Annotated in this window: 16 protein-coding genes and 1 pseudogene; 7 read left to right on the top strand and 10 right to left on the bottom strand. The window is 66.8% G+C overall.

Features of this window, described 5'->3' with window-relative positions; genetic code table 11:
- Positions 1 to 4 precede the first annotated feature (4 nt).
- The 6 genes from ACSQ89_RS30180 to ACSQ89_RS30155 are packed head-to-tail and all read left to right on the top strand — an operon-like array spanning position 5 to position 5,603.
- The gene (locus tag ACSQ89_RS30180) at positions 5 to 1,219 is read left to right on the top strand and encodes an ABC transporter substrate-binding protein (RefSeq protein WP_436296699.1); all 1,215 of its coding nucleotides are present in this window, start codon (positions 5 to 7) and stop codon (positions 1,217 to 1,219) included.
- Positions 1,220 to 1,229: 10 nt separating this feature from the next.
- Positions 1,230 to 2,096 (top strand): branched-chain amino acid ABC transporter permease, encoded by an 867-nt coding sequence (locus ACSQ89_RS30175; RefSeq protein WP_436296698.1) that lies wholly within the window; start codon positions 1,230 to 1,232, stop codon positions 2,094 to 2,096.
- Positions 2,096 to 2,998 carry a branched-chain amino acid ABC transporter permease gene (locus ACSQ89_RS30170; RefSeq protein ID WP_436296697.1) on the top strand — a complete coding sequence of 301 codons (903 nt, stop codon included), beginning with the start codon at positions 2,096 to 2,098 and terminating at the stop codon, positions 2,996 to 2,998. The genes ACSQ89_RS30175 and ACSQ89_RS30170 overlap by 1 nt, the downstream gene beginning before the upstream one ends.
- Before the next feature lie 5 nt (positions 2,999 to 3,003).
- On the top strand, positions 3,004 to 3,543 hold the full coding sequence (locus ACSQ89_RS30165) for a GAF domain-containing protein (RefSeq protein ID WP_436296696.1): 540 nt from the start codon (positions 3,004 to 3,006) through the stop codon (positions 3,541 to 3,543).
- Positions 3,544 to 3,568: 25 nt separating this feature from the next.
- Entirely contained in the window at positions 3,569 to 4,804 is a 1,236-nt protein-coding gene (locus ACSQ89_RS30160) for an amidohydrolase family protein (protein ID WP_436297258.1), read from the top strand.
- A 13-nt stretch (positions 4,805 to 4,817) separates the two neighbouring features.
- Positions 4,818 to 5,603 carry a pyrroline-5-carboxylate reductase gene (locus ACSQ89_RS30155; RefSeq protein WP_436296695.1) on the top strand — a complete coding sequence of 262 codons (786 nt, stop codon included), beginning with the start codon at positions 4,818 to 4,820 and terminating at the stop codon, positions 5,601 to 5,603.
- A 164-nt stretch (positions 5,604 to 5,767) separates the two neighbouring features.
- On the opposite strand, the gene ACSQ89_RS30150 is transcribed toward ACSQ89_RS30155, so the two are convergent.
- A complete protein-coding gene (locus tag ACSQ89_RS30150) occupies positions 5,768 to 5,989 on the bottom strand; it encodes a hypothetical protein (protein WP_436296694.1) in 222 nt (73 codons plus the stop codon).
- Positions 5,990 to 6,155: 166 nt separating this feature from the next.
- Between ACSQ89_RS30150 and ACSQ89_RS30145 the strand changes: the two are divergent.
- Positions 6,156 to 6,259: pseudogene (locus tag ACSQ89_RS30145) on the top strand (P-type conjugative transfer protein TrbG); the annotation flags it as partial.
- A 298-nt stretch (positions 6,260 to 6,557) separates the two neighbouring features.
- Here the strand turns inward: ACSQ89_RS30145 and ACSQ89_RS30140 are convergent.
- Genes ACSQ89_RS30140 through ACSQ89_RS30100 form a run of 9 tightly spaced genes read right to left on the bottom strand, consistent with a single transcriptional unit; the run spans position 6,558 to position 15,528 of the window.
- Positions 6,558 to 7,988 carry an amidase gene (locus tag ACSQ89_RS30140; protein WP_436296693.1) on the bottom strand — a complete coding sequence of 477 codons (1,431 nt, stop codon included), beginning with the start codon at positions 7,986 to 7,988 and terminating at the stop codon, positions 6,558 to 6,560.
- Between the two features lie 20 nt (positions 7,989 to 8,008).
- The gene (locus ACSQ89_RS30135; RefSeq protein ID WP_436296692.1) at positions 8,009 to 8,998 is read right to left on the bottom strand and encodes a Bug family tripartite tricarboxylate transporter substrate binding protein; all 990 of its coding nucleotides are present in this window, start codon (positions 8,996 to 8,998) and stop codon (positions 8,009 to 8,011) included.
- A gap of 34 nt (positions 8,999 to 9,032) precedes the next feature.
- Positions 9,033 to 10,409 carry an amidase gene (locus ACSQ89_RS30130; RefSeq protein WP_436296691.1) on the bottom strand — a complete coding sequence of 459 codons (1,377 nt, stop codon included), beginning with the start codon at positions 10,407 to 10,409 and terminating at the stop codon, positions 9,033 to 9,035.
- 26 nt (positions 10,410 to 10,435) lie between these two features.
- A complete protein-coding gene (locus ACSQ89_RS30125; RefSeq protein WP_436296690.1) occupies positions 10,436 to 11,188 on the bottom strand; it encodes an SDR family NAD(P)-dependent oxidoreductase in 753 nt (250 codons plus the stop codon).
- Positions 11,189 to 11,198: 10 nt separating this feature from the next.
- Positions 11,199 to 11,957, bottom strand: coding sequence for an SDR family NAD(P)-dependent oxidoreductase (locus tag ACSQ89_RS30120; protein ID WP_436296689.1), 759 nt, complete (start codon positions 11,955 to 11,957; stop codon positions 11,199 to 11,201).
- On the bottom strand, positions 11,954 to 12,778 hold the full coding sequence (locus ACSQ89_RS30115; protein ID WP_436296688.1) for a polysaccharide deacetylase family protein: 825 nt from the start codon (positions 12,776 to 12,778) through the stop codon (positions 11,954 to 11,956). The genes ACSQ89_RS30120 and ACSQ89_RS30115 overlap by 4 nt, the downstream gene beginning before the upstream one ends.
- A 25-nt stretch (positions 12,779 to 12,803) precedes the next feature.
- On the bottom strand, positions 12,804 to 13,595 hold the full coding sequence (locus ACSQ89_RS30110; RefSeq protein ID WP_436296687.1) for an ABC transporter permease: 792 nt from the start codon (positions 13,593 to 13,595) through the stop codon (positions 12,804 to 12,806).
- Complete coding sequence (locus ACSQ89_RS30105; RefSeq protein ID WP_436296686.1) at positions 13,592 to 14,443, bottom strand: ABC transporter permease; 852 nt, start codon at positions 14,441 to 14,443, stop codon at positions 13,592 to 13,594. The genes ACSQ89_RS30110 and ACSQ89_RS30105 overlap by 4 nt, the downstream gene beginning before the upstream one ends.
- Positions 14,440 to 15,528: an ABC transporter ATP-binding protein gene (locus tag ACSQ89_RS30100; protein WP_436296685.1), complete on the bottom strand. Its 1,089-nt coding sequence runs from the start codon at positions 15,526 to 15,528 to the stop codon at positions 14,440 to 14,442. Before ACSQ89_RS30100 ends, ACSQ89_RS30105 begins: the two co-directional genes overlap by 4 nt.
- Between the last annotated feature and the right edge of the window lie 17 nt (positions 15,529 to 15,545).

The raw sequence follows: 15,545 nt of genomic DNA, 5'->3' as shown, positions 1-15,545 counted from the left end.
CATCATGAATCAGCAAATCATTCGTTGGAACCGCCGCGACATCCTCCAGTTGGGTGCGCTGGCCTCCGCCGGCGTACTTGCCGGAACTTCCGCGTGGGCGCAGGGCGCGCGGGTGCGGCTGGGTGCGCTGCTTCCGCTGACGGGCTCCGGCGGCCCGTACGGCGGTCCCATGGCCAAGGTGGCAAAGGGCGTGGTCGATGAGGTCAATGCGGCCGGGGGCATCCTTGGACGCAAGGTCGAGCTCTTCATCGAAGACGACCAGACAAGTGCGGAAGCAGCCGTGCGCGCTGCGCGCAAGCTCATCGACGTCGACAAGGTCGCGGCGGTGATGGGGACATGGGCATCAGCGGTGACCACGGCGGTGGCGCCGCTGTGCTGGGAGTCGAAGACCTTCCAGACCACCACCTCGGGCGCCGATTCGATCACGCTCCTGCCGCATCAGGGCTACCTCATCCGCACCCAGCCGAACACGACTTTGCAAGGGCAGAAGTTCGGCGCCTTCGCGGTCGAGAACGGCGCGAAAAAGGTCTTCTTCATCTCCCCCCAGACGCCGTTCGTCAAGACCCAGCTCGAAGGCATCACCGCGGCAGTGAAGAAAGCCGGAGGCTCCGTTGGATCGCTGGTCTATGACGACAAGCGTCCCTCGTACCGCTCGGAAGTCGACGAGATCCTCCGATTCGAGCCCGACGCCATCATCTTCGGTGGCTACACGCCCGACACGACCGTGATGCTGAAGGATCTCTTCCGCGCAGGCTACAAGGGCAAGAAGATTGCCTTCGCCTATGCCGTCAATCAGAAGCTGATCGAGAGCGTCCAGCCCGAGATCGTCGAAGGCACGTTCACGATCTCGCCGTCGCCGGCCGAAGGATCCAACGCTTATGCCCGGGTGGCCAAGCTGGCGGGAATGTCCAACCCGGATCCGTACACGGTGCAGATGTACGACCAGATCAACCTGGTGATTCTTGCCCTTGCCGTTGGCGGCAGCGACATGAACGGCACCACGATCAAGACCAACGTGCGCACGATCAGTCAGGGGTCGGACCGGATCAAGGTGGACAACGCCGTCGAAGGCATGAAGCAACTGGCCGCCAAGAAAAAGATCGACTACGACGGTGCGAGTGGTCCTTGCGATTTCACCGACATCGGCGACATCATCGACAGCAAGTTCCGCTACGAGCAGGTGAAGGCTGGCAAGTTGGCGTTGCTCAAGATCGTCTGATCGGCCGTTGATGTTTTCATCTTTGCTCCAGGCGATCGTGAGTGGCCTGATGACGGGATCGCTCATGGCGCTCCCCGCCATCGGGTTCACGACAATCTTCGCCGTGTTGCGATATCCCAGCTTCGCCATCGCCGCCTACATGACGATCGGCGGCTTCGCGGCTATCTATGCGAACCAGCATTTCGGGATGGGCATCGTTCCGCTCCTGCTGCTCGCCGCTGTCGTCTCGGGATTGGTGGGCCTGCTCGCCGAACAGACCGCGCTGGCGCCACTGCGTCCGGCTGGCGCCTTGACCGCGGCTATCGGATCGATCGCGCTGAACGTGGTGTTGGAAAACATCGTCCGCTTCAGTTTCGGTAACGACCTGCAGGGCTTCGACCTCCCCATCCACCCGGACATGCGTTTCGGTCCCATCCGTGTTGGATCGCAGCAGCTTCAGAACCTCGCCATTGCAGTCGTGGTCATGGGCGGCGTTTTCGCCTTCCTTCGATTCAGTCGCTTCGGCCGGGCGATGCGCGCGGTCGCGGACAACGATGACTTGGCGCGCCTCAAAGGCATCGACCCGAAGATCATCTCCGGTTTCGCCGTTGCTGTGGGTGCGGCGTTGGCCGGCGTGGGCGGGGTGCTTCTTGGCATGGACACGTCCATTGATCCGCTGACCGGATATCGCGTGCTGCTCTCGGTATTTGCCGCCGCGGTCCTTGGCGGCCTCGGATCCATTCCTGGCGCGGTGGTCGGCGCTCTTGCCATTGGCGTGGCCGAGGAGGTCTCGCTCCTGGCGGTGCCGGCGACGTACCGCGGCGCCATCGCATTCTTCGCGATTCTTGCGATATTGACGTTCCGCCCGCGCGGCCTGCTCGGCGAAAGGAGCACCTGATGGCCTCGTACGTTCTGTTCACGCTGACCATCGGCGGCATCTATGCGCTTCTGGCGTTGAGCCTCAACCTGGTGTGGGGCATGGCGGGCATGGTCAACCTTGGCCTGGCTGGTTTCTTTGCCGTCGGGGCGTACGCGTCGGCGATCGTCACGGGCAGCGGCGCGCCGGTCATTCTTGGCTGGCTGATCGCCATTGCTTGCGGCGTGGTCGCGGGATTGGTCATCACCTTCGCAACGCTGCGGCTTCGCGATGACTACCTCGCCATCGTGACGCTGGGTTTCGGCGAAGTCGTGCGCTTGGTCGCGCTGAACGAGCGTTGGCTCACCAACGGCGCCGATGGCATTTCCGGGATCCCCGGCCCCTTCAAGCAATCGCTGGGGCAGACCGGCTTCCCGATCTTCTACCTGATCCTCGTATCGGCCATCGTGTGCCTGGTTTGGCTCGCACTTCGGCGGCTCGACCTTTCGCCGTACGGTCGGACGCTGAAGGCGATCCGGGAGGATCAGGAGCTGGCACGGTTTGCAGGAAAGCCGGTGCTGCGCTTTAAGTACGAAGCGTTCGCGCTGGCTGCCGCGATCGCTGCAGTGGCGGGCGCCCTCTACGGGCACTTCCAGTCCTACGTCTCGCCCGACCACTTCCAGTCGCTCATCACCATCTACATCTTCCTCGCCGTCACGGCGGGCGGCGTCGGGCGGCCGCTCGGCGCGGTGGTAGGGGCGTATGCCGTGGTGGTCTTCCTGGAAGCCACACGGTTCTTCGCGGATGTCCTGCCAGGCCTGCAACCCGTCCAGCTCGCCGCTGTGCGAGAGATGCTGGTCGGCGCCGCGCTGCTCATCGTGTTGTTGTGGAAACCGACGGGCCTCCTTTCCGAGCGGATTGCGCTCGCTACCCCTCGCACCTGATCACCATGAACCTGACTGAACCCTTCGCCAGCATTGCCGGTCTCGCCTCCACGCTGCAGCGCGCGCCGGGCGAGGTGAACATCTGGCTCGAGTTCGAGCGTGCACTCTCCACGGCGTTCGGCCACCGGCTGTTCACCGTGCTGGCCTTCGACATGGCGAAAGGACGCCTGCGACGCGTGCACAGCAGCCGGCCCGACATCAATCCGGTGGGCGGCGCCAAGGCGGTGACCGACAGCGACTGGACGCGGCACGTGCTGCGCGAGGGCCGGATCTATGTCGGGTCGAACAAGGCCGACATCAAGGCGGTGTTCTCGGAACATGAGCTGCTCGCCTCGATCGGCTGCGACAGCGTGCTGAACATCCCTGTGCGCAAGAACGGCGTCACGATCGGTACATTGAACTTGCTTGACGGGGCCGGGCAGTACGACGCAGCCAGCGGGCCCGCGGCGCTCGTCTTCGCGCAACTCGCCGCGGCTCCTCTGGCCGAATACCTGGCGCATGCGCCGGCCGGACCGTCCGACGACGGCCCCCTGGAACACGTCTGAATTCCACGTCCCCGAAAGTCCTCTCATGATCATTCTCACCAACGCGCGCGTCCTCGACGCCGACCACGAAGCCGACGATGGTCGTTATTCCATCCTGATCGAAGGCGATCGCATTCGCGAAGTAACGACCCGACCCATCGATCGGGACGGCGCAGAGGTCATCGACGTCGGCGGCCGCACCGTGATGCCGGGGATGGTCGACTGCCACGCGCATGTGATCGCGTCCGTTGCCAACCTGGGCCTCAACGGGCGTCTGCCCAACACCTTTGCGTTGCTGCGCGCGGTGCCCATCCTTGCCGGCATGCTGCGCCGCGGCTTCACCACGGTGCGTGACGCCGGTGGCGCGGACTACGCGATGTCCAAGGCCATCGAGGAGGGCGTGATTGCGGGTCCGCGACTTTTCGTTGCAGGCAAGGCGCTCTCCCAGACCGGCGGCCACGGCGACTTCAGGGATCGGTTCGACAACTCCGACCCCGATCCGTGCGGTTGCAATCGCAACCTCGGCGCCATCGGTCGTATCGTCGACGGCGTCGACGAGGTGCGCAAGGCGGTTCGAGAAGAGATGCGCGCCGGCGCCCACCAGATCAAGATCATGGCCTCAGGCGGCGTCGCCTCGCCGACGGATCCGATCGGCAATCTGCAGTTCTCGGTGGACGAGGTCAGGGCGATCGTGGAAGAGGCCGCGTCGCATCAAACCTATGTGATGGCCCATGCCTACACCGGCAAGGCGATCAAACGCGTGGTCGAGCTTGGCATTCGCACGATCGAGCACGGCAACCTCGTGGACGACGAGGCTGCCGCGTCAATGGCCAAGCACGGCGCTTTCGCGGTGCCTACCTTGGTCACTTATGACGCGATGAGTCGCGTCGGCGCCCAAATGGGTTTGTCGGCAGACGTGCTCGCCAAGAACGAGTCGGTCAGGCTGCAAGGGTTGAAGGCGCTGGAGATCTTCAAGCGTCACGGCGTGAAAATGGGCCTGGGCAGCGACCTGCTGGGCGACATGCAGCAGTTCCAAAGCGACGAGCTGAGCATTCGCGCCGAGATCCTTGGCACCTTCGAAGTAATCTGCCAGGCCACCGCAGTAGGCGCCGAGATCGTTGGGAAGAAGGACGAACTCGGCATCGTCAAGGCAGGCGCTTTTGCGGACCTGCTCGTTGTGGATGGCGATCCTCTGGCCGACATCCGTGTTCTCGGCGGCCAGGGAGAACGCATCGTTGGCGTCCTGAAGGCGGGCGCATGGGCCAGTCGCACCGGCGTTTGATGATCCGCGAGCGATGAGGCTCGGATTCATCGGCACCGGCGCGATCGCTACGGCCATCGTCGAGGGGCTGTCCAAGGCCGAGGTGTCTTACTTGGAGATCGTTGTTTCGCCTCGCAATGCGACGATCGCGCAGGAGCTCGAAGCGCGTTTCGCCAACGTCCGCGTGGCGAAGTCGAATCAGGCCGTACTGGATGCCAGCGACCTCGTCGTGCTTTCCGTGCGACCGCAGGTCGCCGAGGAGGTGCTGCGCGGACTTCGCTTCAGGCGCGTCCATCATGTTGTGAGCTTGGTTGCCACATGGCCGATTGACTGCGTCCGATCCATGGTGGCTCCCGCGGCAACCGTTGCACGCGCAGCGCCGTTGCCATTCGTTGCGAACCTGATCGGGCCGATGGCCCTGTATGCCGCGCCCGAGGCCGTCGTAGAGCTTTTCGGTCATTTGGGCAGCGCCATTCCGGTCGAATCCGAAGAGGCGTTCGACGCGTTGATGGCCGCAACGTCCATCATGGGCTCGTACTTCGAGTTGCTCCACACCGTGTCGACTTGGCTCGCCGGAGCGGGGATATCGGAGGACCTGGGAGCGCGATTTGCTTCGCAGATCTTCTATGCCCTGGGGAGCACCGCCAGGTCCGCCCCCAGCGGGGATTTCGCAGCAATGCGAGAAGAATTCTCCACGAAAGGTGGTTTGAACGAGCAGCTGGCTCAGGCCCTGGCGGCTGCTGGGGTGTTCAGTGCCGTCTACAGCGCCTTGGACGGTGTCATGGAGCGGCTTCGGGGCGGCACCTCAACGCAGGCTTGAGTGCACAGCTCCGGCTTGGCGCTTATGTCTTTCCGTGCAAAGGACACCGGGAACGGAGCAAAACGCTCACTTAGAACGCGTGCTCTCCATGCAAGGCGATGCGTGCAGCAGGAGCCCTGCTTACCCGCACAGCCTCGGCGACTGGATGCTGCGGCGGCGGACCTTCAGGAGGTGAATTGATGGCGCGCAATCGCTGCCTGCAGTTCTGCGAGCAGGCGCGGATCGCGCCTGGCGCGCTCCAGGAAGCGCTCGTCGGCCAAGGCGTTGGCACGGCGCTGCGCCAAACCCTGCACCGCGGCGGCGGTACGGCCCCAAATCTGGCTGGCCAAGGAAAACGCGGTGTTCCCCATTGCGCGCTGCGGACGCAGGTCGACGAAAGAAGTCATCGTGTTCCTCCCAGGAACAAGTGGCCAAGGCCGAAGACCGGATATTAGGGTTTTCCCTTAGGTATGGGAAGTTCAGCTTCCTGATGTTTGTCATTCACAGCGCTGATAACGGCCTTTTTCGACGCGGGGCGCCGAAGACGGGGGGGGCGGTAGGGGAAACAGTGGGAACGACGGGCAGCGGGTGTACATCCAGTTCCCGGGCGGAGTCGGACAAGGCGAACTGCCGCCGTTGTTCGTGAGGGGCCACAGGGCGATGGGCAGCTCGCTGATCCCGCACATGTTGAGCTCATTCATCCAGTCAGGTCGTGGCTATCGCACGCGCCGCGCTTCGGTGCAGAAAGCCTCGCGGCGACCTAGAGTGCCTCGATGGAACAAGCTTCAGCCTTGGGTCGATGTCCAGAAGAGTCGTCATCGACGAGCCAAGCATCGGGGTGAAGTCAGTCACGAGGTCGATTGGGCTCAGGGCGCAGTGGGCATAAGTTATTTCATGGTCGGCCCGTCGTCAGGCTGGATCGTGCCTTGAGCTGGCTTTCAACCAATACAGGTAAATGGTCGGCGGTCCTGATTCCTAGAGGCCGGAAGGCCGGTGCATTGCGAAGTTCGATGCCGCTTCGAAATGGCTCGCGATCTGCAGCAACTGCGCGTCTTCCTGGAACCGTCCTACCAATTGCAGGCCCAGCGGCATGCCGTCGCTGCCGAACCCGCTGGGCAGGTTGATGGCGGGATGCCCCGTCATGTTGAACAGCATGGTCCACGGGTACCAGTACGCACGCACGTTGTCGAAACGTTGCCCGTCGATGTCGATCGCGCCGAAAAGATCCTGGTCGATCGGCAGCGCCGAGCGCGACAGCGTCGGCGTCGCCAGCACGTCGGCGCGTTCGAAAAGCCCCTGCACCCGCTTGAAGAGTGCCGAGCGCGCGAACATCGCTTCCTGGTATTCGACGCCGCTCACGCTGGCCGCCGATGCGATCTGCCGCTTGAAGGTTTCGCTAAAGGTCTCGGGGTGTTTTTCGACCAGCGGCGCGAAGCGTGCGCGCCACACGGTGTGATTGATGGCGCGCCAGATGGGCTCGACATCGAAGCCGCCGCCAGCGAAAGGCTCCAGCGTGGCGCCGAGGCCGGCGAGCGTCTGCAGGGCGGATTCGAAGCTGCGTTCCACGTCCTTCGACACCGGCCGGCCCGGCGGCGCGACGCAATGCAGCACGCGTTTGCCGCGCAGGTCGCCCTGCGGTCGCGCAGCCTCGGCATAGTCGTGGGCGCGCAGGCCGATCGACCAGGGATCCACCGCGGAAGGACCGGCCATCACCTGCAGCATCAACGCGGTGTCTGCCACTGTGCGCGTCGTCGGCGTGACGTAAGTCTGGTTGCCGAACAGGTCCTGCGCCTGGCTGTGCGGGATCACGCCGTTGGACTGCTTGAGGCCGACCACGCCGTTGCAGGCGGCCGGAATGCGCGTCGAGCCGCCGCCGTCGGTCGCGACGGCCAGCGGAGCGATGCCCGCCGCAGTGGCGGCTGCCGCGCCGCCGCTGGAGCCGCCGCTCGTGCGCGAGGCGTCCCACGGGTTGCGCGTGCTGCCGAACAACGGCGAGTTGGTCATCGGGCCAGAGCCGAACTCTGGCGTCGTCGTCTTGCCGATCAGAATCGCGCCGGCCGCGCGCAGCCGCGCCACGCTGACGGCATCTTCGGACGGCACGTTGTCGCGATGGACGACGGTGCCGAAGGTGGTGGGCACGCCCTCGGTGTTCACGAGGTCCTTCACGGTGAACGGAATGCCGTGGAGCGCGCCGAGCGGGCGGCCAGCCACGATGTCAGCTTCGGCACGGCGTGCCTCGGCCAGGGCGCGCTCGGCCGTGAGCGTGATGAAGCAGTTCAGCCGTGGCTGCAGGCGCTTGGCGCGGTCGAGCACGGCCCTGACCAGCTCGACCGGCGACAGCTTGCCCGAACGCAGGAGGCTCGCCAACTCGGTGGCGGGCGTGAAGAAGAGGGCTTCGTCGGACATGGTGGCTCTGCTTTCCTTGGTCATTCGTCGACGACGATGCCCGCGGCCTTGACGATCGGCTCCCAGTTCCTGCGCTCGCGCTGCGCGCGCTGGGCCAGGTCGGCGCGGCCTTCCGAATGCGCCACGAGCCCTGCGGCTTCGAGGCTGCGCACGAGCTCGGGCTTCGCGGCGGCGGCCAGGAAGCTCTTCTCGAGCGCGGCCAGCGCGGCCGGCGGCGTGCCGGCGGGCGCGTACACGCCATACCAACTGGTCGCCGCCACGAACTCCGGAAAGCCCTGCTCCTTGGCCGTGGGCACCTCGGGCAGCGCAGGCAGCCGGCGGTCGCCGCTCAGGCCCAGGAACTTGATCTTGCCGCCTTTGTAGAGCGGCATCATGCTGGCGGCGGCGTCCCAGCCCATCGAGAGTTCGCCGCCGACCACATCGACCAGCATGGGCGATGCGCCGCGGTACGCCACGGGTGTGATCTCGAAGCCTTGCGCCTTGGCGAGCGCGAAGGCGCCCAGGTGCCCGGAACTGCCGATGGTCGCGAGCCCGAGCGTGGCCTTGGTCGGGTTCTTCTTTGCCCATTCCACATACTGCTTCATGGAGCTATACGGCTGCGAGGCCCCCGTGACGACGGCGGTGGGAATCTCCACCAGCAGCGCAACCGGCGTGAGGTCTTTCTCGGCGTCGTAGCCCGGCGTCTTGTAGGTAAGTGGCAGGATGGTGAGCAGCGGCGAGGGCGCGAGGTAGAGCGTGAGGCCGTCCGCCTTGGACTTCTTCACCACGTCCCAGGCCAGCCGCGCCGACGCGCCCGGCTTGTTGTCCACGACGATGCTGCCGAAGCCCGCGTCCTTGAGCTGCTCGGCGTAGAGCCGCGCCACCGTGTCGGCCGCGCCGCCGGCCGCGTAGCCCACGACGATCTTGAGGTTGCCGCCCGCAAGGCCCGGCGGCAGTTCGGCTTGCGCTGCCTGGACGGTGGCCGCGGCGCAGGCGGCGATGCAGAGAAGGCGAAGGGAGGACGCTCGCATGGAAACCTCGGTGGTGAAAAGAAGAAAGGAAAGTTCAGCCGAGCGCCTGCTCGACGAGCCGCGCGATGGCCAGCAGGTAGTCGTCGTCGTACCAACGACCGGCGAGCTGCAGCCCGATGGGAAGGCCGATCGCGCTCTTGCCGCAGGGCATCGAGAGCGCTGGATGGCCCGTGAGGTTCATCGGGTAGGTGTACGGGTACCAGGCGCCGCGGATGGTGCCCGCAGGCTTGCCGGCGATCTCGACCTCGCCGCTCACGTCCATGTCGATGGGCAGCGGCGGCGCCGACACCGTGGGCGACACCAGCACGTCGAAGCGTTCGAACAGGCCCTGCAGTTCGGTGAAGCAGCGCGTCTTGGCGAAGGTGGCTTCGTGCAGGTCGACCGCGCTGTGGCGGCGGCCCTTGTGCACGGCATCGATCAGCGTGGCGTCGAGCCGGTCGCCGAAGCGCTCGAGATTGGCGCCGACGCGCGCGGCCAGCATCGATTGCAGCATCACGAGGAAGTGGCGTTCGAGCGCCACGAGGTCGAGCTGCACGGTCTCGACGATCGCGCCTTCGCGCTCCATCGCCCGCACGGCCGCCGTGGTCACGGCTTCCACTTCGGGATCGACCGGGTTGCCGGCGGTGAGCAACCAGGCCACCTTGAGGCCGCGCAGCGAAGCGGGAACGGCGCGCCTTGGCATCGGGCCGCCGAGACCATAGGGATCGCGTCGATCGAAGCCCTTGATCGTGTCGAACAGCAGCTGCGTGTCGGCCACGTCGCGCGCCATCGGCCCGGTGAAGGAGTTGGCCGAGTACAGGTCGGGCGCCTGCAGGTGCGGCACCACGCCCAGCGTCGCCTTGAGGCCGACGATGCCGCAGCACGAGGCCGGGATGCGGATCGAGCCGCCGCCATCGGTGCCGAGCGCGAGGGAGCCCAAGCCGGCCGCGACCGCCACGGCCGCGCCGCTGCTCGACGCGCCCGGCGTGTAGCGCGCGTCGATCGGGTTCAGCGTGCGCCCGAAGATCGGCGCGGTCGGCACCTGCTTGTGGCCGAACTCGGGCGTGGTGGTCTTGCCGATCAGGATCGCACCCGCGGCCTTGGCTCGCGCCACCGCCACCGCGTCTTCCTTCGGCACGGAGTCTGCATAGATGGCCGAGCCCATGGTGGTGCGCACGCCGGCTGTCAGCGTCAGGTCCTTCACCGAGTACGGCACGCCGTGCAGCGGGCCGAGCGTGTCGCCGGCCATCACCGCGGCCTCGGCGCGGCGCGCGGCCTCCAGCGCCTGCTCGCCGGTCACGGTGATGAAGGCGTTGAGCTTGTTGCGCGCCTCGATGCGCGCCAACGCCGCGCGCACGGCGTCCACGGGCGACACCTCCTTCTTGCGGATCAGCGCGGCCAGATCGCGCGCGTTGTGGTCCATCAAGTCCATGGTCGTGTCCTTTGCGGAAGAGTCGGTCAAAGCATCCAGCGACCGCCGTCGATCAGCAGCGTCTGGCCGGTGATGAAGCGGGCGTCGTCGCTCGCGAGAAAGCGCACTGCGGCGGCCACGTCTTCGGGCGCGCCGATGAAGCCGGCGGGCGTGTCGGCGACGATCTTCGCGAGCACCTCCGGCCGCAGCCGCTCGTGCGCGCGCGTTCGGATCGCGCCAGGGCACACGGCGTTCACGGTGACGCCGTGCGTCGCGAGTTCGCGCGCCAGCGAGCGCGTGAAGCCCACCACGCCCATCTTGGCGGCAGCGTAGTCGGCCAGCCCCACGTCGCCGACGAAGGCCGCATCGGTGCTCATGTTGACGATGCGGCCGAAGCCGCGCGCCTTCATGCCCGGCGCGACACGGCGCGAGGCGCGCATCGCCGTCAGCAGTGAGACCTCGATGACGAAGCGCCACACGGCCTCGTCCGATTCGATGAATGCACCGCCGCGTTCGCGTGCGCTCTGGCCGACATTGTTGAACAGGATGTCGACTGCGCCCATTTCCGATTCGACCCGGTCGAAGAAGGCAGCGACCACGGCGGCGTCGGTGCAGTCGCCCGAAACGCACAGGCAGCGGCCTGCCGCCTGGGGCCGCGCGGCGAGCTGCTGCTGCAGCGGCGCGCAGTCGAGGTCGAGGACCGCCACGCGCGCGCCGCGCGCGAGGAAGTCGAGCACCGTGGCGGCACCGATGCCCTGGCCGCCCCCGGTGACGACGGCGATGCGCTTGTCGAATGACATGGCCGGTTCTTCAATGAAAGGTGCGCCCGCCGTCGACGGCCAGCGCGGTGCCCGTGATGTAGCTGGCGCCCGGCCCGCTCAGGTAGAGCACGGCCTCGGCAACCTCTTCCGGCGCGGCCACGCGGCCCAGGGCGTAGCGCTGGCGAATTTCGTCGAGCGCGCGTTGCGGATCGTCGCTGCGCTCGTAGCTGGTGCGAAAGAGCGGCGTGTCGATCGCGCCCGGGCACACCGCGTTAACGCGGATGCCATCGGCCGCTGCCTCGATGGCCAGCGCCTTGCCGAACATGATGACCGCGGCTTTGGTGGCGCAGTAGGCCGTGCGGTGCGGTAGCGGCCGCAGCCCGGCGCCCGAAGCGATGTTGACGATGCTGCCGCCGCCGGCCGCACGCAAATGCGGCATCGCGGCGCGGCACACCAGCATCGGCCCCGTGAGATTGACTGCCATGATGTGCGCCCATTCGGCATCGCCGGTCTCTTCGAGCGGCTTGAGCGCATCCACGCCGGCCGAATTGACGAGCGCGTCGAGGCCGCCGAGCCACGCTGCCGCTTTGTCCACTGCGGCCTTGACGGCGGGAGCATCGGTCACGTCGCACACCAGCGGAAGGGCCGCGTCGCCGAGCACACCGACTGCGGTTTCAAGCCCCTTGGCATCGCGGTCCAGCAGCACGACGCGCGCACCGCGCTCGACCGCGAGCCGGGCCACCGCGAGCCCGATGCCGCTGGCGCCACCGCTGACGGCGAGGCGCAGGCCGGTCGGCGAGGCGCTCATGTCGCGACGGCCGCCTTCAGGCGCGGCCGCATGTCGTCGGAGATGCGGTCGCAGCGGTCGATCCACACGTTCGAGTGCGACAGCGCATGCTCGATCAGCCCTTCGAGCACCTTGAGCCGTGAGGGCTGGCCGATGAGCTGGGGGTGCATGCCGATCATCATCATGCGGTCCTCGGCGTAGAGCACGTCGAACTCGCTCGTCCACGCCTCGAGCGCGGCCGAGGGCGCCTGCAGCGTGCGGCCCGGCAGCGTGATCGAGTACTGGAAAAAGGGCGCGTCGTCGAGCACCCAGCGAAACGGCAGCTCCACGATGTCGGTACGCTTGCCGCCGATCTCCAGCAGGTAGGGCGAGTCGTCGTCGAAGAAGTTCGAAGAGTAGTCGAAGCCGTACTCCTTGATCAGGTCGAGCGTGATGCTGCTGAACTCCGCCGCGGGCGAACGCCAGCCGCGCGGGCGCGTGCCGGCCAGGCGCGTGAGCGCTTCCATGCCGCGGTCCATTTCCTCGCGCTCTTCCGCGGGGCTCAGGCTCACGATCCAGCGGTGGCTGTAGCTGTGGTGCGCGACCTCGTGGCCCTTGTCGACCACCTCGCGCACGAGGTCCGGGTGCTTGTCGGCCACTTCGCCCGGAATGAAGAAGGTGGCCGAGATGCCGTAGCGCGCCAGCAGCGCGAGGATGCGCGGCATGCCCACCTTCCAGCCGTAGGCGCCCTGCGACATGAGGATGGGGCGCTGGGCATTGGCCGGGTCGCGGCCGGTCCACATGGTCTCCGCATCGAGGTCGAAGGTCAGCATGAGCGGAAAGCCTTTGCTCGTGGTCGGCATCGGAAAACTCCTTGGAGAAAACGGTTCAGACGTGCTTGTGGAAACCCGTCCATCGCTCGGCCAGCAGCAGTACGATGCCGGTGGTCACGATGAGCAGGGTGGAGACGGCGGCCACGCTCGGATCGACACCCTGTTCGACCGAGGTGAAGATCTTCACGGGCAGCGTGGTCTGGCTCGCCGACAGAAGGAACACCGAGACCGGCACGTTGTCGAGCGAGGTGATGAAAGCGAACAGGCCGCCCGCCACCAGCCCGGGCTTGACCAGCGGGAGCGTGACGAGGCGGAAGCTCGTGAGGCCGTTCGCGCCCAGTACGCGGGCGGCGTCTTCCAGCGACTCGTCAACCGCCGAGAGGCTGCCCAGGCTAGCGCGGATCACATAGGGCACGGTGATGACCACGTGCGCGAGCCACAGACCGAACGAGCTGCCGCGCAGGCCGGTCATCGTGTAGTACTGCAGGAGGGCCACGCCGAGCACCACCGAGGGCAGGATCAGAGGCGCCATGAACAGTGAGGTGAGCGCCGCTGCGCCCGGCACCATGCGGCGGTGGATCGCATAGGCCGCGATCAGCCCCAGCACCAGCGCGGCGGCCGTCGATGCGGCGGCGAGCCACAGGCTGGTCCAGGCCGCGCTCAGGTACTCGGGGTCGCGCAGCACCACGTCGAACCAGTGGAAGGTGAGGCCCTTCGGCGGGATGGTGAGGTAGGCCGTCTTGCTGAAGGCCGCGAGTACGACCACCAGCACTGGGATCTGCAGGAACACCACCACCGCGATGGCCGTGGCCGCGAGGACGGGCGCCCGGTTGCGTTCGCCGCTCATGCGTGGCCTCCCCAGCGCTTGAGCACGCGGCTCGACAGGCCGATCACCACCAGCGTCAGCGCGGTCAGCGCGAAGGACATCGCGGCGCCCGCGGGCCAGTCGAGCGTCTGCAGGAAGTCGTCATAGATCAGCGTCGCCATCACCTTGTAGGTGGGCCCGCCGAGCATGCGCGGCGTGACCAGCGCGCTGATGGTCAGCACGAAGACCAGGATCGAGCCCGAGAGAATGCCCGGCGCGCTCATCGGCAGCGTGATCGACCAGAACACGCGCAGCCGGCTCGCGGCCAGCGTGTACGCGGCGGCTTGAACGTCCTTCGAGATGGCTTGGATGGCCGGCACCAGCATCAGCACCATGAAGGGCAGGAAGATGTGCGACATGCCCACCAGCAGGCCGAACAGGTTGAACATCATCCTGATCGGGCGCTCGATCAGGCCGATGTCGGTCAGCAGGTTGTTCACCAGGCCGCGGTTGGCGAGCAGCGCGATCCAGCCGAAGGAGCGCACCACCAGGTTGAGCAGCATCGGAAAGATCACGAGCATCGTGAGCGTGAGCCTCATCTTCGGGCCCGCGTTGGCGATGTAATAGGCGAGCGGGTAGCCCAGCAGCAGGCAGATGGCCGTGACGCCGAAGCCCAGCACCAGCGTGCGCACCACCACCTCGCGGTAGTACTCGTCGGTGACGATGCTGGTGTAGTTGGACAGGGTCCAGCCAGCCGAGATGCCGGTGCCGGGCACGTAGGGGTGCAAACTCAGCGGCACCATCAGCAGCACCGGCGCGACGAAGGCCAGCAGCAGCACCAGCAGCAGCGGCGACGCCAGCAGCGTGCCGGTGAGCTTGCGCTGGTTCATGCGGCTTCCCGTTGCGCGGCGGGCGTCACGTACACGTGCTGCGGCTCGATGGTCACGCCCACCGGCGCATTCACCTCGAGGCCGGCGTGCGGGCCGTTGGTGACGGCCTCGGCAATCAGCTCGGTGCCGCCGAAGGCGAGCAGGTACTGCACGCGCGCACCGACGAAGGAGCGCATGGCGACCCGGCCCGCGAGCGTGAAGGCGGCTGTCGATGGTGAGTCGGCGAAGCGGATGTCTTCCTGGCGGACCACGACGTCGACTGCGGTGCCGGGCGCCATGCCCTCTGCACCCGTCGCGGCCAGCACGGGGCCGTTGTCCAACTGCACCCCGGCAGCGCCTTCCGGCATGCGCAGCACCTGTCCCGTCAGGCGGTTGGGCCGGCCGATGAAGCTCGCGACAAAACCGGTGGCGGGGCGGTGGTAGATCGCCTCGGGCGTGTCGAACTGCTGCACCACGCCGTGTGCGAGGACGCACACGCGGTCGGACATCGACATCGCCTCGCCCTGGTCGTGCGTGACGAACAGCGTGGTGATGCCGACCTCGCGCTGCAGCCGCTTGAGCTCGATCTGCATCTCGTCGCGCAGCGAGGCGTCGAGGTTGGACAGCGGCTCGTCGAACAGCAGGATGCTGGGCCGTGGTGCAATCGAGCGCGCCACCGCCACGCGCTGCTGCTGGCCGCCAGACAGCTCGCGCGGCATGCGGCCGCCGAGAGCGGAGAGCCGCACGCTCGCCAGCGCCTGCTCGACGCGTCGATTGAGCTCACTGCCCTGCATGCCCCGGCGGCGCAGCCCGAACGCGACGTTCTCGAACACGTTCATGTGCGGAAAGAGCGCATACGACTGGAACACCAGCCCGATGTTGCGCTGGTTGGTCGGCAGCGCGGTGATGTCGCGGCCGTCGACCAGGATGCGGCCGCCGGTCGGTTCGATGAGGCCCGCCACCATGCGCAGCACGGTGGTCTTGCCGCAGCCCGAAGGGCCGAGCAGCGAGATGAACTCGCCGTCGTGGACGGACAGCGAGACCGACGATGCGGCCGTGTGGCCGGGATAGCGTTTCTCGAGGCGGTCGAGCGTCAGTGCTGGCATTCGGTCGGATCCTGCGG

The sequence above is a fragment of the Variovorax sp. LjRoot175 genome, from assembly GCF_964253805.1.
Lineage (GTDB): Bacteria > Pseudomonadota > Gammaproteobacteria > Burkholderiales > Burkholderiaceae_C > Variovorax.
Note: the sequence above shows the minus strand (reverse complement) of the source record. Positions and strands in the feature narration are given on the sequence as shown.